Below are 21,445 nucleotides of genomic sequence, written 5' to 3' on the forward strand. Positions count from 1 at the left end.
CTATGTCTGATACAAATGAATTACTGAAAAATCTGTCGGCTAAAATTGAAGAAGCCAACGGTAAATTTAATGCTAAAGCCGAAGAAGCGCTAAAAGAAGCGCAAAAAGTAGGCAGCCTTAGCGCGGAAACTAAGGTCGCGGTCGACAAGATGGCGACAGAGCTCAATGCGCTGCGTGAGTCTGAAAAAACACTGAAAGCTTCCTTAGGCGAGTTGGAGCAACATGTCGCTCAAATGCCGCTAGGTAACGCGGTTCAGGCTGCAAAAAGTATCGGTCAGCAAGTCATTTCAGCCGACGTGTTGAAAGATATTAATTCCAGCATTCAGGGCAACAAGCGAATTTCGGTTCCCGTTCAGGCTGCATTGACCTCGGTTGATGTTGCAGAAGGCGTGGTTGAGCCACAACGCTTACCGGGAATTGATGTTGCGCCGAAACAACGCTTATTCATTCGCGATTTAATTGCTTCTGGGAAGACAACCTCACCGGCCATTTTCTGGGTGCAACAAACGGGATTTACTAACGCGGCTACCGTGGTGCCGGAAAATACCACCAAGCCGTACAGCGACATTCAGTTTGCAACCAAAATTACGCCGGTCACGACGATTGCACATATGTTCAAGGCGTCTAAGCAGATCTTGGATGACTTTGCACAGTTGCAGTCATTGGTGGATGCTGAAATGCGTTACGGCTTGAAGTTTGTCGAAGAGCAAGAAATTTTGTTCGGTGACGGCTCTGGCGCGCATTTGCACGGTATCATCCCGCAGGCGTCTAAGTTCAAGGCGGAGTTTGAAGTCGATAAACAAAACGGCATTGATGATTTGCGTTTGGCTATGCTGCAAGCACAGTTAGCGCGTTTCCCAGCCACAGGGCACGTTCTGCACTTCATCGACTGGGCGAAGATTGAACTGCTGAAAGATTCACTGGGTCGCTACATTCTGGCGAATCCGTCGGCATTAACAGGGCCAACGTTATGGGGCTTGCCCGTCGTGGTCACGGAAACCGCCGCATTTAAAGGTAAGTTCTTAACCGGTGCCTTCAACGCGGGCGCTCAGCTTTTTGACCGCGAAGAAACCAACGTGGTGATTTCAACTGAAAACGCGGATGACTTTGAGAAAAACATGATCTCTATCCGTTGTGAAGAGCGTTTGGCATTAGCCGTGAAGCGTCCAGAGGCGTTTGTTTACGGCGATTTTACAGCGCCTGCGTCGGGTGAGTAATCCACTTAGGCGGCCTTTGCGGTCGCCTTTCTTTTGGGAGCATCGAAATGAAACTAAAGCTATTGCGCCCCATTTGCTTTGGCGGTGGCGTGGCCGTTGAAGGTGATGAAATTGAGACGACTGAGCAGCATGGGCGTGAATTGATCCAAAAAGGCTATGCCTCTGACAGTGTTGCCAATCACACCACTGGACAGTCGAGCACAAAGCAAACGAAGGCGAAAAAGGAGAAATAATGCTTTCTCTTGAACTCGTTAAAGCGCATTGCAATATCGAGGCTGATTTTACTGATGATGATAAGTTACTGGCTGTTTATACAGCGGCTGCCGTGAAGTATGTCGAAAACTACACGCGGCGGAAATTGTATGAAAGTGAATTATCTACCGGTTATCAGGACGATCCCGAACCATTACTGCTAAGTGATGATGTCAAAAACGCCATGCTATTACTGATTGGTCAATGGTATGCCAATCGGGAAAATGCGGTGATTGGGTCGTCTTTCTCATCCCAGCCTCTCGCGGTTAGCGCGCTACTTCAACCTTACCGTATTTATGGCTTATAAGGAGGCGGGATGCAAGCAGGGCGATTACGACACAAAGTCACCTTTCAGAAAAACAATCCTGTTGAATTACCGTCAGGCACTTATGATGATCATTGGGTCGATATTGCGACTGTTCGAGCCGAAGTTAAACCGATTAGTGGTCGTGAACTACTCGCGGCGGATGCGGAAATGTCCGAAGTCACGGTGCGTGTTTGGTTGCGTTATCGCTCTGATATCACGCCTGTTTGCCGCATGGTTTACCGCGGCTTAAATTACGACATCCAATCGGTGATCCCTGATGTTAAATTCACACGTCTTGAGTTGTTGTGCAAGCAAGGAGTTTCCGATGGTTGATGTGCGTATTGATTTTGGCGGACTCCATGACGTTTCTAGGGAGTTGGAATTACTTAGTCAGGCAGAAAGTAACAGAGTATTGCGACAGGCGGCTTATGCGGCAGCGAGTGTGCTGCGTGATGAAGCCAGAGCGAAAGCCCCAAAGCGTACAGGGAAACTGGCCAAAAACATTGTTGCAGGTAATCAACGCGGCCGTCAGCGTGGTGAGGTCTCGGCAGGGGTTTATGTTCGAGGCACCAATAAAGCGGGAACAAACAGTGATAGTAAGATGAAAGCGGATGATCCGCACAACGCTTACTATTGGCGTTTCCTTGAAGAAGGGACATCAAAAATGCCCCCGCACCCCTTCATTCGTCCTGCATTTGACAGTAAAGCGGATGAAGCAGCAGAGTTTGCGATCAGCAAGTTAAATCAGGCCATTGATGAGGTGCTGCGACGATGACCGAAGGCGATATCATCCCTCTGTTAAAACCGGTTTTGCCGAACAAGGTCTTTTCTTATGTTGTACCACAAAACAAACCCGTCACAGCGCCTTGGTGCGTTTTGTCTATTTACGACATCCCGAGTGATGTCTTTAGTGGGCAGGCGGAAACCATGACCAATATTCAAATTGATGTCTATGCAAATACAGTTGACGAAGCGCGGATCATTCGTGATGGGATGCGGCAAGCGATTAACGTATTGAACCCTACATCAATAACGGAGCGGCAATCTTATGAGTCGGACACAAAGCTTTTTCGCGCCACCCTAGAATGTCAAGTTTGGCAATAACTTCAAATTACCCTCACAAGCTGCTTCGGCAGCTTTTTTTATGTCTATAGGAAATTAAAGAATGGCTAAATATGAAAGAACGCAAGGCACCAAAATCAGTGTATCTAGACTGGCGGCGACGGATATTGCTGCAGTCGAAACAGATTCGGTGTCGATTGATTGCTCAACGAAAGAAATTAGCTATACGGGCGGTCAAAAGGCCGACATTGATGTTACAACACTATGCTCTACCGAGCAGGAGACCATAAACGGGCTGCCAGCTCAGGCAGAAGTGACTATCAGTGGTAACTGGATACCTGACGAGGGTCAGGAGGTGTTACGTCAGGCGTATGACGACGACACGGTTCATGCCTTTAAAGTGGTTTTTCCCTCGGGTAATGGTTACGTCTTTTTAGCGGAGGTGCGTCAAAATAGCTGGTCAGTTTCCACTGGTGGCGTTGTTAGCGCTTCATTTACGCTGCGCTTGAAAGGTAAGCCAACGCCCGTCGTAAAAGGCAAGTCAGCACCAGCAACGCAGTCTCAACCGACCGGAGGCAGTAAGTAATGGCTAAAGTTAAAAAGTCTAATTTGCGTGATCTAGCCCTCAGTGCAGAGCGTTCATTTCGCACAAAAGAAATCGTTATTCCCGAATGGGATGATGCAGAGGTTATTATTCGTGAGCCCTCTATCAAGGCTCGCATGGATCATCAAGCATTGCTAGATAGCGCTGGAGAAAAAGAGCTTTCAGCGATTGAGCAAACGGAGCTCAACATCAAGGCCGATGTTATTTTGCTCATTGATGTACTTCTTGATAAAGATAAAGAGCCAGTATTTAAACTCAGTGATAGTGACGAGGTATTTAAAACTTATGGTCCTGTCCACTCTCGCATATTAAATGCGGCTTTTGAGCTAACTATGACGGCAGAAATTGCGAAAAAAAAGTTAGAAACCCCTTAATTAACTTCATGATGACGTTAGCTCTCAGGCTTGGAAAAACACTTGATGAGCTAGCGTCAAGTATGAGTATGAGTGAGCTTCAGATGTGGCTTGAGTATGATGCAATCAGTCCGATAGGAGATCACCGCAGTGATATTCATGCCGCTCTAATTTCTTCGGTTGTTCTCAACTCACAGGGTGTAAAAGCCACTGTTGCCGATATGCTGCCCATTTGGAGTTCGGATGAGCAAGTAGAGGCTTCAAATGATGACGTAAGTAGTTTTGAGTCGTTTTTAAGCAATCTAGCACAACGATCTAAGTAGCAGTGAGGTCAGTGATTTTGTATAGTAGCCCTATATCTATTACAGGGCGTCATTATGAAAAAACTGATTGTTACTGCTGTCTTGGCATCTTCATTTTTACTTTTTGGGTGTGGAGATCCAAACCAAGAGATTATTGATAAAGTTACAAAGCACATTGAATCCCGCAAGGATATGTTTCCGTATAAGTTAGAATTCAAAGACTTAACTTTCATCCCTGATACCCCTAAAAACTCAGATAATGGAACGTTATGTGGTGAGATAAAACTGTCTCAAAAGTCCAGCATAAAACCAGATGAACGACCTTATATGTATTTTTCAAATATGAGTGACGAGATTAAGCAAGTTGTAGGTAGTAATGAATATTTTAAATTTGAATACACTTTTAAGCCAGATTCCGGTGATTCGAAGGAAATTGCATCGTTAAGACTCATTTATCCCTATGACCAACTGGGGCTTGATATGTGGCAACGGATTTGCAACAGGTAACATGACCGCTTCGGCGGTTTTTTTTGTTTATGGAGACCGCAAAGTGGCAAAGTTACGTGAATTAATTATAAAGATATCTGCAAATTCCAGCAGTTATCAATCCGAATTGGCGAGAATGTCTCGTCTCAGCAACGATTATTACAAAAACATGGGAGCCAGTGGGCGTCGGTATCAACAGAGCCTTCGCGCGCAACAGAATGCACTTGCTGACATTAATAAGCAACTAAGCACCGTCACCATGACCGCAAAAGGGATGGCAGGTGCTATGGCGGGTTTTTTCTCTGTCTCCGCCATAGTTTCCACGGTAGATGAATGGGGGCAAATGGCAGCCCGTATCAAGATGGCACTAAAGTCTGTGGAAGGTAGTACAAATCAATATGAAAACTTGCAAAATCGTTTTTTAGAGATTAGCAATCGAAACGGTAAGAACATTGAAGACACACAGTTAATGTATGTCACTGCAGCAAAGTCAATGCAGGAGTTAGGTTTTAGCACCGCACAAACCATTGACCTTGTCGAATCCATGTCATCCTCGTTCACCGCAAATGCGACCAGTGTCAATGCAACACAATCCGCGATATCCGCATTTGGTAAAGCTATGATTGCTGGAAAGGTGGCTGGGGATAACTGGAACGCCATTATGAACGCCACTCCGACCATTTTAGGGGATATTGCTGCTGAGCTTCAAAGAACCAATGGCGGAATAAAAGTTACGGAAACCGCAGTAAAAAAACTGGGGGCGGATGGTGCCATCTCATTTAAGCTATTAGCAGACTCCATTATTAATGCTAAAAATGCGAATAATGAGCTGGCTAACTCAATGGATAACACGGTCACCGATGGGTTCACGCGAGTGGCGAACTCAGCTAAAAAATATTTTGGTGAAGCCAATAGCGGGATCGGTGTCACTCGTTCTATGTCTGCTGCGTTAGCTACGGTCAGTGATAACTTTGATAAAGTGGCGGATGCTGGACTTTTATTGATTGGTGTTGGTGTTACTCGGTATTTATCTGGATTAACAACAAGCGCCTTTGCAGCAACAGGCGCACTGATTAACTCCGCTAAAGCAGAGGTGACGCTTGCAGCCGCTCAGGTCAACACTACAAAAACAACAGTGATGGAACAGAAGGCGAAGGTTGCGTCAGCGGCCGCAGCTTTGGCTCATGCTAGAAGTTCTGTTGTGCAAGGTGCCCAATTAGAAAAAGTGGCTTTAGCGGAAGCCAAAGTCACCACCGCCCAGAATAAACTCAACATTGCTATGGCAACAGGCTCAAATAGAGCTATTTTGAGCGCTAAAGCAAAATTAGATAAAGCAAAAGCGTCACTTGCAGCAGCCAAGGCGACAGATGCAGAAGCTGCGGCAGAAAAACGCCTAAATGCCGAAAAAGCCAAACTTGCAAATGATATCTCGAATAATCGAGATGCAAGACGAAATTTAAACCGCACAACATCGGTTATTGGCGCAGCGGGGCGTGGGTTAAAAGGCATAGTAGCGCTGGCGGGTGGCTTGCCCGGCATTCTCATGCTATCGGCTGGCGCGTGGTATATGTACAAGCAGAACCAAGAAGAAGCACATCGCGCCTCCCTTGAGTATGCAAAAACGTTAGATGATATTGCAGCCCGCACGAAAAAAATGTCTCTAAATGAGTCATTAGATGAGGGCAGGAAAACCAAAGATGCACTAAAAGCTCAAACAGAAGAGATAGAAGAACTTAACAGGCAGATCATACAGACAAAAAACAATATCCAGAAAATGCACGATGTGCTAGCAAGCCATGGAAGCACAATGGCTAGTGAAAATAAAGCAGATTACTATAAGCAGATCCAGAAGCTAACAATTGATGTTGCAGCCGCTGAGCAAACATTGATAGAAAAAGAACAAGAGCGCGGGAAAACTATCAGTGTTCTTAATGGGTTGACGGTTCAGACGGTCAAGGCATTCCATGAATTAAACACGGCAAAAAATCAAAAGCTAGCTGTGATGGGGAGAGAAATAGCTCAAGAATCTGAGTTTAATCGCATTTTGTCCATTGGTAATTCCATTCTCTCAAGTCGTCAGCTTCTCACTCAAGCCCCGATGTTAGCGGGTAATCGCCCTGAATTAAATGATCAGCAGAGGCAGATGCTATGGAGTGCTGAGCAGGAGCGTATTCTTGCTGGTATGAAGCAGCGAGATCAGGTTGAGCAGCGAGCCATTTGGGAGGCAGAAAGTACATTTTCTAATGACGAGCACAAAAAACAGTATATTAGCGACAAACTAAAAGCCTTTGATGAACGTGAGCGAATGAGTAAATCGCTTAAATCTGGCACGTCTTTAATGAAAGAAGCGGAGCGAGTCACCGAGCGTTACAAAGATAAAATGGCTGATCTCAGCGTAGCTACAGAAGTTCAGCGTATTAGAGCCCTGCAAGGGGAAAAAGCGGCGGCACTCTATGCGGCAGGTCATGAAACCGGCGCTAAATGGACGGATGAGCAGCGAAAATCAATTCAATCAGCTTCTGTTCAGCTGGCGGAATGGACACAAAAAGCCGATGAAGCTGTGCGTAAACAGCGTGAAATGGCTGATGCTCTTAAAGATCTTCGTGATGCCACTCGCAAATTTCAAGACGATACTGATTTAGCAAAAGGCTCTCACGGCATGGGGGATCGCCAAAAAGACCAGTTTGAAGAACGCCAACAAATTGAGCGTGTTTTCGATAAAACCGATAAAGGCAAAGACGCCATTATCGCAAGACAGCGAGCTCTTGATGCACTAAATCGGAAGTACCGTGAGTCCAAACAAGCTGAAATGGATTGGAGTGCTGGACTGACAAGTGGATTCTCTAACTGGTTGGATGAAGCTTCAAATTATGCAAGTCAAGTCTCAAGCGTTACGCAGTCAACCATGAGCGGCATGGTGGATAATATCTCAGACCTATTGATTGGCAATAAAGCTGATTGGAAAAGCTGGTCTATTGATGTATTAAAAAGTGTTAATAAAGTGCTGCTTAATATGGCAATGGTTAACTCAATGAAAGCAGCGGGGAGTTATTTTGGCGGTGGCTTCGGTAGTTTTATCAGTTCGATTATACCGAATGCCAAAGGCGGTGTTTATGATTCACCTAGCTTAAGTTCTTACAGCGGACAAATTGTTAGCTCTCCGACTTTATTTGCCTTTGCTAAAGGTGCTGGTTTGATGGGGGAAGCGGGACCAGAAGCGATTATGCCACTGACTCGGGGTTCTGATGGTTCATTAGGTGTGCGTGTTCTTGGCTTAGAAAATATTCAAAATGGGTCTACATCTATCACTTCCAATAATGCTATCAATATCGATGTTGGTGATATTAACCTGATTAGTGATGGAACCAAGGAGCAGCAACAGCCAGTGGGTGACGTGAGTGGTGCTAGGCAGCAACTCAAAAATGAAATTGTGAACACTGTCAATGAACAGGCATCAAGAGAAGGCACGCCACTTTGGCTGTTAATTAACAGAAGAAGGTGATCTGTATGATTGAAACGTTCACATGGTGCCCTCGTGTTAACGCCCAAATTGATACGACATTCAGAACTAAAAAAGCACAGTTCGGTGATGGGTATACACAAACGGCAGGCGATGGGATTAATCCACGTTCCGATACGCCATCATTTGAGTTCGTAGGCGAAGAGGCAATGATCAAGCAGATTGTTGCCTTTTTTGATCGTCACGAAGGACACAAGGCATTTATCTTCACTCCGCCATTACGCGAAAAGGGTTTGTTCCGTTGTGAGGCATACAAAACATCGGCATTAGGTGCGGGTGTTTATTCTGTATCAGCAACATTTATTGAGGCTTTCAGCTCATGAATATTACATCTGACGTTCAAAAGCTCGAAGCGGGTAATAAAATTCAACTCATTGAAGTTGATGCTAGCGAGTTTGATGGGCCTGTATTGCGCTTTCATGGCTATAACCTACGACATACCCCGACTGAAATTGAATCGGCAGAGGATGAATTAAAACCCAAGTCGATTTGGTGGCAAGGCAATGAGTACGGTGCGTGGCCTTATGAAATTGAGGGCATGTCAAAAAATAGCGATGGTAGCCCGCCAAGGCCAACATTGAGGGTTGCTAACATCGATGGGCTGATATCGTCATTGTGTTTGCAATTTGACGACATGGCCTTAGCCAAGGTCACTATTTATGAAACTTTTGCTCACTATCTTGATGCTAAAAATTTCACGGATGGCAACCCAACCGCTAACCCTGACGAATGCTTTACTCAAGTGTATTACATTGACCGGAAAAAAAATGAAGTCGCTGGTGAAGCTGTTGAGTTCGAGCTTTCTACCCCGTTTGATTTACAGGGAATTATGATACCCGTTCGCCAGATACATAATCTGTGCTATTGGTGCATGAAAGGGGATTACCGCAGTGGTCGCGGGTGTAACTACACTGGCACAAAGTACTTCAATGAGCGGGGTGAGCCAGTTGATGATCCATCACTAGATAAATGTGGTGGGCTTATCAGTGATTGTAAAAAGCGCTTTGGTGAGAATGAACCTTTGGACTTCGGAGGTTTCCCAGCAGCGGGGTTAATACGATGATCACAAAGAAATTAACTGAACTGATATTTGAGCATGTGAAAGCTGAATATCCCAAAGAGGCCTGTGGTGTTATTTGCCAAAAAAGCCGAGCCAAAAAATATTTCCCCTGCCGTAACCTTTCTGATAGCCCCGATGAACATTTTGAATTGTCGCCAGAAGATTACGCTCTTGCTGAGGACTGGGGTGAGCCAATTGCGATAGTGCATAGCCATTGTGGTGATGGCGTGACAACACAACCGAGTGAAATAGATAAATTACAGTGTGATGCAACTGGATTGCCGTGGGTTATTGCATCATGGCCTGAGGGTGATATTCGAATTATTTACCCTCGAGGTGAGCGCGAATTAGAAGGGCGGCCTTTTGTGCTGGGTTATGCTGATTGTTGGTCGCTCATTATGGACTATTACCGGCAAAAATACGGTATTGAGCTGCATAACTATAGTGTCGATAGGCATTGGTGGGAAGAAGGTGAAAACTTATACATGGATAATTACCAGAAAGCAGGTTTTGTCGACGTTACTGGTGAGCCTAAAGAAGGTGACATGGTGATTATGCAAGTGCAAGCCGATGTACCTAATCACGCTGGTGTTATCTCTAATGGAATGCTGCTACATCATCTTTATGGCCAACTCAGCAGGTTAGTACCCTACAGCGATTACTGGCGAGATCGGACGGTAAAAATAGTGAGACGCAAGGAGTTGGTATGAGTTTAAAAACAATACGGCTTTACGGCGTGCTGGGCGCAAAATTTGGGCGTGAACATAAATTAGATATAGATTCCCCTCGTGAAGCCATAAAAGCATTATCAGTGCTTTATGACGGCTTTGAGCAATTCCTCGCGAATGCACACCTGAAAGGGCTAGAGTTTGCTGTATTTAAAGGTAAGCGCAATATTAGTGAAGATGAATTACATCTTGATACCACAGAAGATATCCGCATAGCACCAATCATTAAAGGAAGTAAACGAGGCGGATTTTTCCAGACTATTTTAGGTGTGGCCATGATTGGTGCGGCAGCATTTTTATCCGGCGGCTTATCTGTTGCATTTACTGCTGCTGGAACATGGGGCGGGGCATTGGCTATGGGCGGTGCTGCGATGGCGCTAGGTGGCGTAGTGCAAATGCTGTCACCTCAGCCGCGTGGCTTATCTGTGCGTCAAGACGCCGACAATAAACCGTCTTATGCCTTTGGTGGCACAGTCAACACCACTGCGCAAGGTAATCCTGTGCCGCTATTTTATGGGCTAGACCGACGCGAAATCGGCGGCGCTATTATCTCTGCAGGGATATATACCGAAGATCAGCAATAACAACAATGAATTTCAGAATAGCCACTTATGTGGCTTTTTTTATGGGTGAAATATGGAAACGATATACGGTGCAAAAGGGGGCGGAGGAGGCGGACATACGCCCGTCGAGTCACCCGATAGTTTATTGGCGGAATCAACCGCGAAAATTTTACTGGCGATTTCAGAAGGGGAAATTGCGGGCGGGTTAGATGAGACGCGTGTATTTCTTGATGATACCCCGATCGCCAACGCTGATGGCTCGAAGAACTTTGAAGACGTTACTTTAGAGTTTAGACCAGGCAGTGAGCATCAAGAATATATTCAAGGTATTCCTTCTGTTGATAATGAAATTGCGGTAGGGCTGGAACTTAAAGATGATCAACCATATGTAAGAAGCATCAACAACACCCAGTTGTCGGCGGTTCGCGTTCGCTTTTCTGTTCCTCAACTGTTGCAACAGCACGATAACGGCGACACTACAGGCTATCGCATTGATTACGTTATAGAACTATCGACAGATGGTTCAGGCTATAAAGAAATTATCAAATCGGCATTTGACGGTAAGACAACTAGTGAATACCAACGATCACACCGTGTCGATTTACCCAAAGCCACTACAGGCTGGCAATTGCGTGTTCGCCGGCTCACTAAGAATCAGAATACCGCCCGTATTGCCGATAAAGTGACAATTGCCGCCGTTGTGGAAGTGATTGACGCAAAACTGCGTTATCCAAATACCGCACTGCTATTTATCACCTTCAACGCCCGTCAATTTAATAACCGCATCCCAAAAATCAGTGTACGGCCTAAAGGTGGGTTACTGATTAAAGTGCCAACGAATTACGACCCGATTAATCGCACATACTCTGGTGTATGGGATGGAACATTTAAGCTTGCAGCAACCAATAATCCAGCGTGGGTGTTTTATGACTTGGTTTTAAATAACCGCTACGGTTGTGGTGATCGCATTAATGCTTCACAAATTGATAAGTGGGATCTGTATAAGATTGCACAATATTGCGATGAAATGGTGCCAGATGGGCGCGGTGGAGATGGAAAAGAGCCTCGCTTCTTGTGTGATGTGTATATTCAATCACAAGAGACTGCCTATACCGTTTTACGTGATATTGCTGCGATATTTAGAGGTATGACGTTTTGGGCAGATAACAAAGTCAATGCCGTTGCAGATATGCCTGAACCTATATTTCGCACGTTTACCAATGCAAATATTGTTGGTGGTAAACCAGCTTATTCAGGCGGCAGCATTCAAAACCGTTATACTCAAGCATTAGTTTCCTTTACCGATATTGATAACCACAGCAATGATGATGTTGAAGCCGTCGCGGACTTAAAGCTTCAGCGTCGATATGGTGTAAGAAAAACAGAGCTATCTGCAATTGGTTGTACCCGTCGCAGTGAAGCCAATCGTCGTGGTCGCTGGGCATTATTGACGAACGCGAATGACCGCATGGTCACTTTTGCGACAGGGCTTGAAGGCGCGATACCTTCTCCTGGTCATATTATCGGGTTAGCCGATTCAACATTGGCAGGTCGTAGCACTGGCGGACGTATTTCCTCTGTTGATGGTCGCAAGATTACGCTTGATAGAACGACCTCTATTAAAGTGGGTGATCGCTTAATTGTGAACTTGCCCGATGGTAAATCAGAAGGGCGCACTGTTACGTCAGTGAATCAAAAAGTTGTCACCGTTTCAGTTGAATATTCGCAAGTGCCGCAAAAAGAAGCGGTATGGGTGGTTGATTCGGATGATTTAGCTATCCAGTTGTACCGCGTTATTAACATCAGCGATAACGGTGATAATACTTACACCATCTCAGGTGCTATCCATAACCCTGACAATTATGAGCATATCGATGCTGGTGCACGTATTGACGAAAGACCCATTACCGTTATACCACCCAAAGTACAGCCAGCGCCTAAAAATGTGCGTATTTCTTCATACACACAAGTAGACCAAGGCATTGCATTTACAACTTTACGGGTTGATTGGGAAGCGGCTGAAAGTGCGATTGCGTATGAGGCGGAATGGCGTCGTGACAACGGTAACTGGATAAATGCCCCGCGTACATCAACGCTGGGTTTTGAAGTTAATGGCATTTATGCAGGCCGTTATCAAGTTCGCGTACGGGCGATTAATGCGTCTGAAATTTCCAGCGTGTGGGCTAATGCAGATGAAACTCAACTCAACGGAAAAGAAGGTAATCCACCAAAACCCTTAAATTTACGAGCCACTTCTGAGGTTTGGGGAATTACTCTCAATTGGGGATTTGATGCGAACACGAGCGACACGCTAAAAACAGAACTGCAATATTCATCTGAAAACACAGTTGAATCTATGCAGCTGCTGGCTGATGTACCTTATCCGCTAAAATCGTATCGTATGTCCGGCCTAAAGGCTGGCGTACGGTTCTATTTCCGTGCAAGGCTGGTAGATAAAAGCGGCAATCAATCCGAGTGGACAAATGTTGTTTTAGGTGAGTCATCAACGGATGTTGAGGGTATTCTGGACGCGGTTGGCGACACCTTCCTCACCAACGAAGCTGGCAAACAGATGCAAGAGCAGATTGACTTTAGCAAAGAAGCGATTGCAGAGCTTGAGTTGGACACGATTGATGTGAAGCAGAAAGTTGTCAGCATTGACAGAGATGTTGAAGCGGTCAGCGAAGCTGTGATGATGAACACTAAGCTCACGACGGAAGTACATTTCAGTTTGAAAGAAGAAGTTGCAGATAGAAAAGCTGAGATATTCCGCATTGAGCAAGTGCAAGTCACTGACAGAGAAGCTGCCGCGCGCTGGCAAGAGCAAATCACCGCAAAAGTCGATTATAACGCATCTGAAATCCTGAATATTAAGGATGCTCAGTCGAGCTATGAGAAAGCAACAGCGCAGCAAATCAGTCAAGTAAAAGCTGATGTCGATGGTGTTAAATCACGCGTCACAACAGTTGAGACAGCAACCGCCGATTTAAAGCAATCACAAGCGAAGTTTGAACAATCAACTACAGCTGAATTCGGCGAGATGCGCGGCTATATCACGCACTTTGAGACGTCATTGTCAAATGTGGAGCTTGCAGTTTCAGAAGCGATAATGCAGACGACAGCTCAAGTGAACCAACATAGCTCTGAGTTGCTACAGTCGAAAGCGGACGTCAAGCGTATTGCGAATGCAACAGCGACGAATGAAAAAGCAACAGCCGAGCTAGCGGAGAGCGTGAAAGCGCACTACGAAGATTCGCAAGCTGAATTCGTGGATGTGCGTAAATCAATCGCAGAGCAAGACAAAGCACACTCTGAGCGTACAGAGCAAGTACGTGCAGAACTCGGGAAAGATATTAACGCTAATAAAGAGGAAATAGACAAGACAAACAAAGAGTTATCAGATATCAGCGCCGCAGTGACAACTAACACAAAGGCCATCGCTGAGACGGATAAGACATTGACGGAGCTTGAGCAAGTGTCTTCTTCACGCTTTGATAGCAATGAAGCGACGATAGCGAACCTTCAAAACACGCAGTCTAACATCGAGTCATCGCAAGCTGAAACGACGCTACAACTCGCAGCGCAGCAAAATGAGCAAGGGTCTGAGCTTTTACGTGCAAAAGCCTCTATTCGTGAGACCAACAAAATTATTGTTGATAACGATAAAGCTTATGCGCAGAAGTTCACGCAAATTGATGCCCAGCTCGGTGAGAACAATGCTCGTTTTACGCGAGTAGAAGAAGCGCTGGCAGATACTCAGCAGTCAGTTGCAAAAAGCCATGAACAGCTCAACGCGAAGTTTGATAGCAGGATTGACACCGTTCAAGCCCAAATTGACACGCAGAAAGAAGCGATTGCGAAGCAAGACCAGGCGATTGCTAAAGTTAACACAGATTTATCTACTCGAATCGGTCAAGCAGAGTCGTCAATCAGTGATAACAAGCAGTCAATCAGCGACAACGAGCAAGCTTTGGCGGATTTCAGTCAGTTGACGAGAGCTGAGTTTGACAATCAGCAGGCAGCGATTGAGCAGCGAGGGCAAACCATTTTTGACCACAACGGCAATGGCTCTGCTATCTACACAATTAAGACCGGCATCAACTGGAACAATCAATATTACGATGCGAAATTCATGATGGGAGCGGAAGTAAGAAACGGCAAGGTGGTCACACAAATCGGCTTTAGCGCCGATACGTTCGGCATTTTCAATCCATCCAGCGGCAAGTTAGAGCCAGTTTTCTTTGTTGAAAATGGGCAGGTGTTTATCAATGAAGCGTTTATTAATCAAGCGACAATTGAAAAGCTGTTAATTGGTTCGACTATCAAATCCAAAAATTGGGATCCTTCAGCTAAAAAAGGTCTCATGCTGGATTTTGAAAACGGGAAGCTGATTGCAAATGACGCTGAAATAACCGGGAAGATTTATGCAACTGATGGTGAGTTTAATGGAACTGTTTATGTTGAAAAGTTAATTGGCGATAATGCGGTAGCAGCAACTTACAAGTATGCCACCAAAGAAGAAATCCATGGTAGTAAATATGACCAAGTCATTGAGTCAAAGATCATTTATACAGGGGGAATGCCGTATGATGTTGATTTATTAATGCCAACGATGCAGTTTGAGTCAGCAGGGTCTTATTCAGACGCAATTATCGATGCCTATGTTCAAATCATTATTGATGGGGTAACACATACACCGCAAACAACAAAGGTGATAAATGGAAGTTCATGGAAATTAGTTTGCTCATTCTACGCAACAATACCTGCTAGCAAAAAAGACGTTGTCGTTACAGTTAGATACACCACATATCATGCAGGGAAGTGTACGACTAAGATACTGCCAGCAATGGTTATTGCCTGCAAACATAACTCATCATCATTTAAAATCAGTTAAAAGTCTATCACATAAACAAGCCGCTTAATTGCGGTTTTTTTGTATCTAAATTTCGGAGAATATTATGTACAACGTAGGAACAGTCACAACGACAGCAAACAGCACAAAACTAATTGGAGTGGGCACTAAGTGGAAAGAGAATATTAATCTTGTACTTCCAATGCAGATGATACAGATTCAAATCGGCAACACTGTTCATAACAACAGCATTCACTCAATACAGTCGAACACAGAACTAACATTAAACTTTCCAATCCCGACAGCACAAACTGGTGCTAAATACGTTATTTTCACAACAACAATGGATTCAATTTCAGCAGCAGCAAACGCGATTGTTGCAATGAATTCATCTAACGTACAGTTCAGTGATATACAGAATCGCATAATGACGGAGTCGGGAGTTATTGATGTCAAACTCCCTGATGGCACTGTGAGAAAAACACGCACAGAAGCAGAGCGGGATAAGCTGCTAGATGGGAAGTTTGATAAAGCGGGTGGAACTATTACTGGTGATGTGACTTTCAGTAAGAACGCAATTAAGTCGACTAAAGGGACGCATACCTTGCCTGATAAATCCGGCACGCTAATGCAAGTTGGGGATTATGGAGTGGGAGGGGTGGGACTCATTTTTACAGATGCTAATGAATTGCGTTTAGAAAGTGGATTTTATTCGGGTGGAGGCGGAGCGACTACGGCAGGTAATAACTTTCATAGTTACTCTCCACTCATTCATGCGTGTCGAGCGGGTGGAGCCGACCAGTCAGGGATGATACTGCAACTTCAAGGAAATACCGCCAAATTACTCGCTTACCGACAAAAAAATAATGGCGTGTGGAATGGCTGGTTTGAAATTTACTCAACAGGCAATACAACAAAAGACTCCAACGGCAACTTAAAAGCAGCATCGCCGGTGGTAAAACTTTTCGCCGATCACATTGAGTTAAACGAAGAATCTGAAGGCGTTGAAATGGAGCACCTTGGTGTAGGGCACTATTTAATTAAAGGCGTTGTCGGTTTTAACTCGGATGGAGCATGGGGTATCAATAACGGCTTTGTTATTCCTCAAGACCACAATGGTAAAAACATGGTGCTTATTGATTACAAGGTGAGACCAGATGGTGATATTGAAGTTTTTGTTTTCCACCAACAGAACGCTGACCTACCGGAGCGTTTTCAGAACAAGCGCATTAAGTACATAGATAAAGACGGCAACCCTGTTTACTACGAAAACTATGAGCCGTGTGACGTTCCTGAATCACGCTGGATAGATATGCGTGTCGAAATGCCGAGTAACTCTATCTACAACCTCAAGCAAGCAGAAGCCGAGCGATTGGCGAAAGAGGAGGCGGAGAGGCAAGCGGAGGAGGAGGCTAAGAACGCCGAAATTGAAGCTGAGTAAGCATCTAGTCTTCTTTGCTGTACTCATACCCTCGCGGAAATCTCTTACTCACTTCACGATAATGAGCTAAACGTTCTCTGAAATACTCGCGCAAGTGCTCGGGTTGTTGTTGCTCGACTTCAATGTCGATGGCTTCTTTCCCGAGTCTTTCGCGATATGCGACTCCGGAGGCGGCTAAATCGACATTCACTTTGTCTTTATCTTCTTTCGATAGTTCTGCGAGATTGTGCATGATGTTTTCCGTTGGGGGTAATGAAATGAGTATAGCACGAAGGGGAAATCACTGTGACGAACTGTGCCGAAATTGTGACACAAAAATGAGAGGAGACTCGATAAGATAGAAGCAGAGCGATTAGCAAAAGAAGCAGCAGAGAAGCAAGCTGAAGAAGATGCTAAGAAGGCTGAATTGGAAGCTGAGGAAGGCGGTGATATATAGTGTAATTGTGTCGTCATTTTACCGTCATTTTACCGCCATTTTACCTTTTTAAAATTTCACCCACAAAAAAACCAACCATAACAGGTTGGTTTTCTTAGGGAATTCTGGTCGGCATGAGAGGATTTGAACCTCCGACCCCCGACACCCCATGACGGGTTTTAATGTATTTAACCAGTACATCCCCTTCGAAACTGGTCAGATTAATTCCACTAGCACTCAAAACGCCTACCAAATAAGCCCATAGAGACTCAGTAATACAGCCAATAATAAGTAAAAAGAATTGGGTTTTGTTCATGTTAACCCCCTTAGAAGAATCAATGCTGCGGAAAGAAAGATAAGCAATCAAACGTGACGCAATGATACAAGATACTAAGGCGATGAGTGTCCCTTCAGTGGTACTGGTTAAATACACTACTCTGATATGCTAACACATTAACTTTATAATTAAAAACCTTTCTGCAAAACTATTTGTTATATATTGATCTTTAAGGGGTTTATAAATTGATAATAATCAGCATTATAGGCCGTTTTATTTGATGTATATTGTTAATTATCAGTATGTTAATTAATTTATCTTATTGTGGTGTTACGTCACATGGGCTGGACTGAAGCGGCTGACCTAATCGTTAAAGGTATGGAAGGCGCAATCGAAGCTAAGACCGTAACTTATGACTTCGAACGTCTGATGGACGGCGCTAAACTACTGAAATGTAGCGAGTTCGGCGACGCAATTATTAGCCATATGTAATTTGTTGCGTAATATAATTAATAACGGGAGCGTAATGGCTCCCGTTTTTTGTTGCCTTAAATTAATTTGATTGTTTTTTTTGGGTTACCTGCCTTAAGGTAGGTATTATATTATTTCTACCATAATTAATTTACCAAAAGACAAAAGTGATAGACCTAGTATTGAAGAGCTTAGAAAAAATATATGGGGAAGATATAAAAATATTTGTTGGTTTGTATTGGTATAAAAGTAATACAATAACATATTAATAACAGGAGTTTTATGGATGGGCTAATTGTTATTACATTCTCAATCATTATCGGTTTTATTGCTCTGGTCCTTATCCTTCCGGTTATTATTTTGTCACTGTTTGATAAAAGCAGGGAAGCAAAGAAGCACTCAGTAACAAAGTATCAACGTGAAATGGAGAAAATAGAGAAGCCAGAGGTAATAGCAAAACAGATTGATAATGAAGAAAGGATGACCTTGATAATTTTTAGTATAGTTATTCTTATCGTATTGGTAGTAACAATTTATATTCTCTTTTGCTACAGATAACCCGCTTCTTAAGGCGAATTACTCGGGAAATGTAGCTGATTATCGTGAGCAACAGCGATAAAAATGACGGGATCATTTAGACATGCTAGAAATATGATGGATGTTTTTAGTTAGGGTTTAGTGTTTGTGCAGAATTTTGCTATTATTATTACCTATCGTATTTTGAGCTAAAAGTGTAGTGGCATAGTGAATTTGGTCACTTAGTTAGAGGTGATATCATCACCTCATAAGTTAACAGGTGACACTATGACAAAACGTACAAGACGACTATTTAGCGCAGAATTTAAGTTAGAAGCAGCGCAGTTAGTCCTAGACCAAAACTACTCAGTGACTGAAGCAGCCCAAGCCATGAATGTGGGCAAGTCCACTATGGATAAATGGGTTCGCCAGCTCAGAGAAGAGCGCCAAGGAAAAACACCTAAAGCTTCACCGATGACCCCTGAACAAATAGAAATTCGGGAATTAAAAAAGAAGTTGGCTCGCCTTGAAGAGCATAATGAAATATTAAAAAAAGCCACGGCTCTGTTGATGTCGGACTCACTGAACAATTCTTGATAATCAAGAAACTCAAGCAGAGCTACAGCGTAAAAACATTATGCGAAGTCTTCAATGTTCATCGAAGTAGTTATCACTATTGGCTTAAACGCCCAACGGTAATTAATGCTGAAACAGTAAAACTGCGCAGCTTGGTCAGTGAGGCTCATGCCGCAAGCAATGGCTCTGCGGGTGCGAGAACCATTGCAGATATAGTCACAAATCAGGGTGTAAATCTGAGCCGATACCGAGCGACAAAGCTTATGAGAACGCTTGGGTTAGTGAGTTGCCAAGTACCAAGACATCGTTACCGAAAAGCTTCACAAGAACATATTGAAGTTCCAAATCACTTAGGTCGTCAGTTTGCGGTTACTGCGCCAAATGAAGTCTGGGCTGGCGATGTTACGTATATTTGGACAGGTAATCGGTGGATGTATTTAGCGGTTGTTATCGATCTTTTTGCCCGCAAAGTGATTGGTTGGTCGATGTCGTTATCACCTGATTCTAGGCTAACAGGCAAAGCTCTTTCGATGGCTTATGAGTCTCGTGGTAAGCCTAAAGGTGTCATGTTCCACAGCGATCAAGGTAGTCACTATACCAGTCGTAAATACCGCCAATTATTGTGGCGTTTTCAAATAAAGCAGAGTTTATCGCGCCGAGGAAATTGCTGGGATAATGCGCCGATGGAGCGCTTCTTTAGAAGTCTGAAAACGGAATGGGTGCCAACGGTGGGTTATCGTAGCTTTGCTGAGGCTCAACAAGAGATCACTCGCTACATCATTGGATATTACTGTCAACTCAGGCCACATCAGTATAACGGTGGTCTAACTCCCAATGAGTCAGAACGATTATATTGGGAAAACTCTAAAACAGTGGCCAATTTTAGTTGACCACTACAAAGTGGAGGGAATATGTTATCCATCCAGACAGAGAGAATGCCCTTCTGATTAAAGTCATTTAGTAAATAAAAATTCAGAAGGGATATGTTATGAACTATACAAAATTTGATGTAAAAAATTGGGTTCGCCGTGAGCATTTTGAGTTTTATCGGCATCGTTTACCATGTGGTTTTAGCTTAACAAGCAAAATTGATATCACGACGTTAAAAAAGTCATTGGATGATTCAGCGTATAAGTTTTATCCGGTAATGATCTATCTGATTGCTCAGGCCGTGAATCAATTTGATGAGTTGAGAATGGCGATAAAAGATGATGAATTGATCGTATGGGATTCAGTCGACCCACAATTCACCGTATTCCATCAAGAAACAGAGACATTTTCAGCACTGAGTTGCCCATACTCATCCGATATTGATCAATTTATGGTGAATTATTTATCGGTAATGGAACGTTATAAAAGTGATACCAAGTTATTTCCTCAAGGGGTAACACCAGAAAATCATTTAAATATTTCAGCATTACCTTGGGTTAATTTTGATAGCTTTAATTTAAATGTTGCTAATTTTACCGATTATTTTGCACCCATTATAACAATGGCAAAATATCAGCAAGAAGGGGATAGACTGTTATTGCCGCTCTCAGTACAGGTTCATCATGCAGTTTGTGATGGCTTCCATGTTGCACGCTTTATTAATCGGCTACAAGAGTTGTGTAACAGTAAATTTAAATAAGCTCAGGTTAAATTAAAGGGTTTCATATCTAGTGAAGCCCTGTTTTATTATGTTTTGAGTTAACTTATCTGCAATGGCGGTCATAGAACCGACTGTTTACCCTCAAATAAATGTGTGAGACGAATTATTATATCATCCTTCCGCAAAAGGCTAAAAACCATAAACAATAAAATATTTTTTGTCGGCTTTTGTTCGCACTTTTTATCTGTTTCTAGGCATTTTATGATAATTTTTTAAAGGTAAGCTTGAAATAATACGTCGATGCCAAGATATCTATCAAATCATGATATATAAACTAAATGGGATGAAGAATGAATAAGATAAAATTTGTTGAACAAGCTCTAACGGATGTGCTTGGCAAAGAGATTGGTTCAGTGGAAGTGATTGAACAATATTTTTCGCCAAACTACATACAAATTGTCGACGGTAAAAAAATTAATTATGAAGAATTTGTTGCGCATCTTAAGGTATTAAAAGAGGCCACGAATAATATTAGTATTACCATAAAATCCATTGCCGAAGGGCAAGACTGTGTACATACCCAACATATTGCACATGCTGAGAAAAAGAGCGGCGATGTCAGTGAATTTGAAGTATTTGCCTGCTTCCATTTATCTGAAGGGAAAATCGTGCGTTGTGAAGAATTAACACGCATGATTGCTGGTGAAAAAGCAGATGGTGACCTTGGCTCTCGAGTTTAATTATAGCACTATCATTAATTTACTAAAAACATTGAAAATAAGTCAATCATGTTAACGCCATGTTGCAATGGTGACTTTTTTACTGTTATTTCGCTGAAAAACATAAAGAGTG

At 43.5% G+C, this 21,445-nt stretch carries 23 protein-coding genes and 1 pseudogene; 22 read left to right on the forward strand and 2 right to left on the reverse strand.

Annotated features, from left to right (window positions below):
• Nucleotides 1–2: 2 nt before the first annotated feature.
• The 17 genes from I3B46_RS09530 (at nucleotide 3) to I3B46_RS09610 (ending at nucleotide 16,747) form a co-directional block, all read left to right on the forward strand.
• On the forward strand, nucleotides 3–1,217 hold the full coding sequence (locus I3B46_RS09530; protein WP_196993199.1) for a phage major capsid protein: 1,215 nt from the start codon (nucleotides 3–5) through the stop codon (nucleotides 1,215–1,217).
• A 47-nt stretch (nucleotides 1,218–1,264) separates the two neighbouring features.
• Nucleotides 1,265–1,450 (forward strand): DUF7210 family protein, encoded by a 186-nt coding sequence (locus I3B46_RS09535; RefSeq protein ID WP_014656488.1) that lies wholly within the window; start codon nucleotides 1,265–1,267, stop codon nucleotides 1,448–1,450.
• Complete coding sequence (locus tag I3B46_RS09540) at nucleotides 1,450–1,776, forward strand: head-tail connector protein (RefSeq protein WP_196993200.1); 327 nt, start codon at nucleotides 1,450–1,452, stop codon at nucleotides 1,774–1,776. The genes I3B46_RS09535 and I3B46_RS09540 overlap by 1 nt, the downstream gene beginning before the upstream one ends.
• 9 nt (nucleotides 1,777–1,785) lie before the next feature.
• Nucleotides 1,786–2,109, forward strand: a complete 324-nt coding sequence (locus tag I3B46_RS09545; protein WP_196993201.1) for a phage head closure protein — start codon at nucleotides 1,786–1,788, stop codon at nucleotides 2,107–2,109.
• Nucleotides 2,102–2,551 carry an HK97-gp10 family putative phage morphogenesis protein gene (locus tag I3B46_RS09550; protein ID WP_014656485.1) on the forward strand — a complete coding sequence of 150 codons (450 nt, stop codon included), beginning with the start codon at nucleotides 2,102–2,104 and terminating at the stop codon, nucleotides 2,549–2,551. Before I3B46_RS09545 ends, I3B46_RS09550 begins: the two co-directional genes overlap by 8 nt.
• Complete coding sequence (locus tag I3B46_RS09555) at nucleotides 2,548–2,880, forward strand: hypothetical protein (protein WP_014656484.1); 333 nt, start codon at nucleotides 2,548–2,550, stop codon at nucleotides 2,878–2,880. Before I3B46_RS09550 ends, I3B46_RS09555 begins: the two co-directional genes overlap by 4 nt.
• Nucleotides 2,881–2,941: 61 nt before the next feature.
• Entirely contained in the window at nucleotides 2,942–3,424 is a 483-nt protein-coding gene (locus I3B46_RS09560; protein ID WP_196993202.1) for a phage tail tube protein, read from the forward strand.
• A complete protein-coding gene (locus tag I3B46_RS09565; protein ID WP_196993203.1) occupies nucleotides 3,424–3,816 on the forward strand; it encodes a phage tail assembly chaperone in 393 nt (130 codons plus the stop codon). The genes I3B46_RS09560 and I3B46_RS09565 overlap by 1 nt, the downstream gene beginning before the upstream one ends.
• A gap of 62 nt (nucleotides 3,817–3,878) precedes the next feature.
• Nucleotides 3,879–4,118 (forward strand): phage tail assembly protein T, encoded by a 240-nt coding sequence (locus tag I3B46_RS09570; RefSeq protein WP_395756058.1) that lies wholly within the window; start codon nucleotides 3,879–3,881, stop codon nucleotides 4,116–4,118.
• Nucleotides 4,119–4,172: 54 nt separating this feature from the next.
• Nucleotides 4,173–4,604: a hypothetical protein gene (locus I3B46_RS09575; RefSeq protein WP_196993204.1), complete on the forward strand. Its 432-nt coding sequence runs from the start codon at nucleotides 4,173–4,175 to the stop codon at nucleotides 4,602–4,604.
• Nucleotides 4,605–4,647: 43 nt separating this feature from the next.
• Entirely contained in the window at nucleotides 4,648–8,085 is a 3,438-nt protein-coding gene (locus tag I3B46_RS09580) for a phage tail tape measure protein (RefSeq protein WP_196993205.1), read from the forward strand.
• Between the two features lie 5 nt (nucleotides 8,086–8,090).
• On the forward strand, nucleotides 8,091–8,426 hold the full coding sequence (locus I3B46_RS09585) for a phage tail protein (protein WP_196993206.1): 336 nt from the start codon (nucleotides 8,091–8,093) through the stop codon (nucleotides 8,424–8,426).
• The gene (locus I3B46_RS09590; RefSeq protein WP_196993207.1) at nucleotides 8,423–9,166 is read left to right on the forward strand and encodes a phage minor tail protein L; all 744 of its coding nucleotides are present in this window, start codon (nucleotides 8,423–8,425) and stop codon (nucleotides 9,164–9,166) included. Before I3B46_RS09585 ends, I3B46_RS09590 begins: the two co-directional genes overlap by 4 nt.
• On the forward strand, nucleotides 9,163–9,873 hold the full coding sequence (locus I3B46_RS09595) for a C40 family peptidase (RefSeq protein ID WP_113532814.1): 711 nt from the start codon (nucleotides 9,163–9,165) through the stop codon (nucleotides 9,871–9,873). Before I3B46_RS09590 ends, I3B46_RS09595 begins: the two co-directional genes overlap by 4 nt.
• Nucleotides 9,870–10,475: a tail assembly protein gene (locus I3B46_RS09600; protein ID WP_014657920.1), complete on the forward strand. Its 606-nt coding sequence runs from the start codon at nucleotides 9,870–9,872 to the stop codon at nucleotides 10,473–10,475. The genes I3B46_RS09595 and I3B46_RS09600 overlap by 4 nt, the downstream gene beginning before the upstream one ends.
• Before the next feature lie 52 nt (nucleotides 10,476–10,527).
• Nucleotides 10,528–15,348, forward strand: coding sequence for a TipJ family phage tail tip protein (gene gpJ / locus I3B46_RS09605; RefSeq protein WP_196993208.1), 4,821 nt, complete (start codon nucleotides 10,528–10,530; stop codon nucleotides 15,346–15,348).
• Between the two features lie 64 nt (nucleotides 15,349–15,412).
• The gene (locus tag I3B46_RS09610) at nucleotides 15,413–16,747 is read left to right on the forward strand and encodes a phage tail fiber protein (protein ID WP_196993209.1); all 1,335 of its coding nucleotides are present in this window, start codon (nucleotides 15,413–15,415) and stop codon (nucleotides 16,745–16,747) included.
• A gap of 4 nt (nucleotides 16,748–16,751) precedes the next feature.
• Here I3B46_RS09610 and I3B46_RS09615 read toward each other — a convergent pair whose 3' ends face one another.
• A complete protein-coding gene (locus I3B46_RS09615) occupies nucleotides 16,752–16,982 on the reverse strand; it encodes a DNA polymerase III subunit theta (protein ID WP_196993216.1) in 231 nt (76 codons plus the stop codon).
• A 295-nt stretch (nucleotides 16,983–17,277) separates the two neighbouring features.
• Entirely contained in the window at nucleotides 17,278–17,478 is a 201-nt protein-coding gene (locus I3B46_RS22390; protein WP_196993230.1) for a hypothetical protein, read from the reverse strand.
• Between the two features lie 285 nt (nucleotides 17,479–17,763).
• Between I3B46_RS22390 and I3B46_RS09625 the strand changes: the two are divergent.
• From I3B46_RS09625 to I3B46_RS09645, 5 genes and pseudogenes are all read left to right on the forward strand, one after another.
• Nucleotides 17,764–17,931 (forward strand): annotated as a pseudogene (locus I3B46_RS09625) (isocitrate/isopropylmalate family dehydrogenase); the annotation flags it as partial.
• 261 nt (nucleotides 17,932–18,192) lie between these two features.
• Nucleotides 18,193–18,468 carry a hypothetical protein gene (locus I3B46_RS09630; protein ID WP_104873540.1) on the forward strand — a complete coding sequence of 92 codons (276 nt, stop codon included), beginning with the start codon at nucleotides 18,193–18,195 and terminating at the stop codon, nucleotides 18,466–18,468.
• Between the two features lie 246 nt (nucleotides 18,469–18,714).
• A protein-coding gene (locus I3B46_RS09635; protein WP_104873539.1) for an IS3 family transposase occupies nucleotides 18,715–19,892 on the forward strand; the annotation gives its coding sequence in 2 pieces (ribosomal slippage) (nucleotides 18,715–18,973 and nucleotides 18,973–19,892; 1,179 coding nt in all).
• Between the two features lie 98 nt (nucleotides 19,893–19,990).
• Nucleotides 19,991–20,632 carry a type A chloramphenicol O-acetyltransferase gene (gene catA / locus I3B46_RS09640; protein WP_104873538.1) on the forward strand — a complete coding sequence of 214 codons (642 nt, stop codon included), beginning with the start codon at nucleotides 19,991–19,993 and terminating at the stop codon, nucleotides 20,630–20,632.
• A 311-nt stretch (nucleotides 20,633–20,943) separates the two neighbouring features.
• Nucleotides 20,944–21,333: a nuclear transport factor 2 family protein gene (locus tag I3B46_RS09645; RefSeq protein ID WP_004920765.1), complete on the forward strand. Its 390-nt coding sequence runs from the start codon at nucleotides 20,944–20,946 to the stop codon at nucleotides 21,331–21,333.
• Nucleotides 21,334–21,445: the final 112 nt, after the last annotated feature.

It is taken from the genome of Providencia sp. 2.29 (assembly GCF_015832305.1).
Classification (GTDB): Bacteria; Pseudomonadota; Gammaproteobacteria; order Enterobacterales; family Enterobacteriaceae; genus Providencia; species Providencia stuartii.

Excerpts from the sequence above, each read along its gene's own strand:
- I3B46_RS09530 (WP_196993199.1), top strand. The coding sequence starts at position 3 with ATGTCTGATACAAATGAATTACTGAAAAATCTGTCGGCTAAAATTGAA.
- I3B46_RS09535 (WP_014656488.1), top strand. The coding sequence starts at position 1,265 with ATGAAACTAAAGCTATTGCGCCCCATTTGCTTTGGCGGTGGCGTGGCC.
- I3B46_RS09540 (WP_196993200.1), top strand. The coding sequence starts at position 1,450 with ATGCTTTCTCTTGAACTCGTTAAAGCGCATTGCAATATCGAGGCTGAT.
- I3B46_RS09545 (WP_196993201.1), top strand. The coding sequence starts at position 1,786 with ATGCAAGCAGGGCGATTACGACACAAAGTCACCTTTCAGAAAAACAAT.
- I3B46_RS09550 (WP_014656485.1), top strand. The coding sequence starts at position 2,102 with ATGGTTGATGTGCGTATTGATTTTGGCGGACTCCATGACGTTTCTAGG.
- I3B46_RS09555 (WP_014656484.1), top strand. The coding sequence starts at position 2,548 with ATGACCGAAGGCGATATCATCCCTCTGTTAAAACCGGTTTTGCCGAAC.
- I3B46_RS09560 (WP_196993202.1), top strand. The coding sequence starts at position 2,942 with ATGGCTAAATATGAAAGAACGCAAGGCACCAAAATCAGTGTATCTAGA.
- I3B46_RS09565 (WP_196993203.1), top strand. The coding sequence starts at position 3,424 with ATGGCTAAAGTTAAAAAGTCTAATTTGCGTGATCTAGCCCTCAGTGCA.
- I3B46_RS09570 (WP_395756058.1), top strand. The coding sequence starts at position 3,879 with ATGAGTATGAGTGAGCTTCAGATGTGGCTTGAGTATGATGCAATCAGT.
- I3B46_RS09575 (WP_196993204.1), top strand. The coding sequence starts at position 4,173 with ATGAAAAAACTGATTGTTACTGCTGTCTTGGCATCTTCATTTTTACTT.
- I3B46_RS09585 (WP_196993206.1), top strand. The coding sequence starts at position 8,091 with ATGATTGAAACGTTCACATGGTGCCCTCGTGTTAACGCCCAAATTGAT.
- I3B46_RS09590 (WP_196993207.1), top strand. The coding sequence starts at position 8,423 with ATGAATATTACATCTGACGTTCAAAAGCTCGAAGCGGGTAATAAAATT.
- I3B46_RS09595 (WP_113532814.1), top strand. The coding sequence starts at position 9,163 with ATGATCACAAAGAAATTAACTGAACTGATATTTGAGCATGTGAAAGCT.
- I3B46_RS09600 (WP_014657920.1), top strand. The coding sequence starts at position 9,870 with ATGAGTTTAAAAACAATACGGCTTTACGGCGTGCTGGGCGCAAAATTT.
- gpJ (WP_196993208.1), top strand. The coding sequence starts at position 10,528 with ATGGAAACGATATACGGTGCAAAAGGGGGCGGAGGAGGCGGACATACG.
- I3B46_RS09610 (WP_196993209.1), top strand. The coding sequence starts at position 15,413 with ATGTACAACGTAGGAACAGTCACAACGACAGCAAACAGCACAAAACTA.
- I3B46_RS22390 (WP_196993230.1), bottom strand. The coding sequence starts at position 17,478 with ATGAACAAAACCCAATTCTTTTTACTTATTATTGGCTGTATTACTGAG.
- I3B46_RS09630 (WP_104873540.1), top strand. The coding sequence starts at position 18,193 with ATGGATGGGCTAATTGTTATTACATTCTCAATCATTATCGGTTTTATT.
- catA (WP_104873538.1), top strand. The coding sequence starts at position 19,991 with ATGAACTATACAAAATTTGATGTAAAAAATTGGGTTCGCCGTGAGCAT.
- I3B46_RS09645 (WP_004920765.1), top strand. The coding sequence starts at position 20,944 with ATGAATAAGATAAAATTTGTTGAACAAGCTCTAACGGATGTGCTTGGC.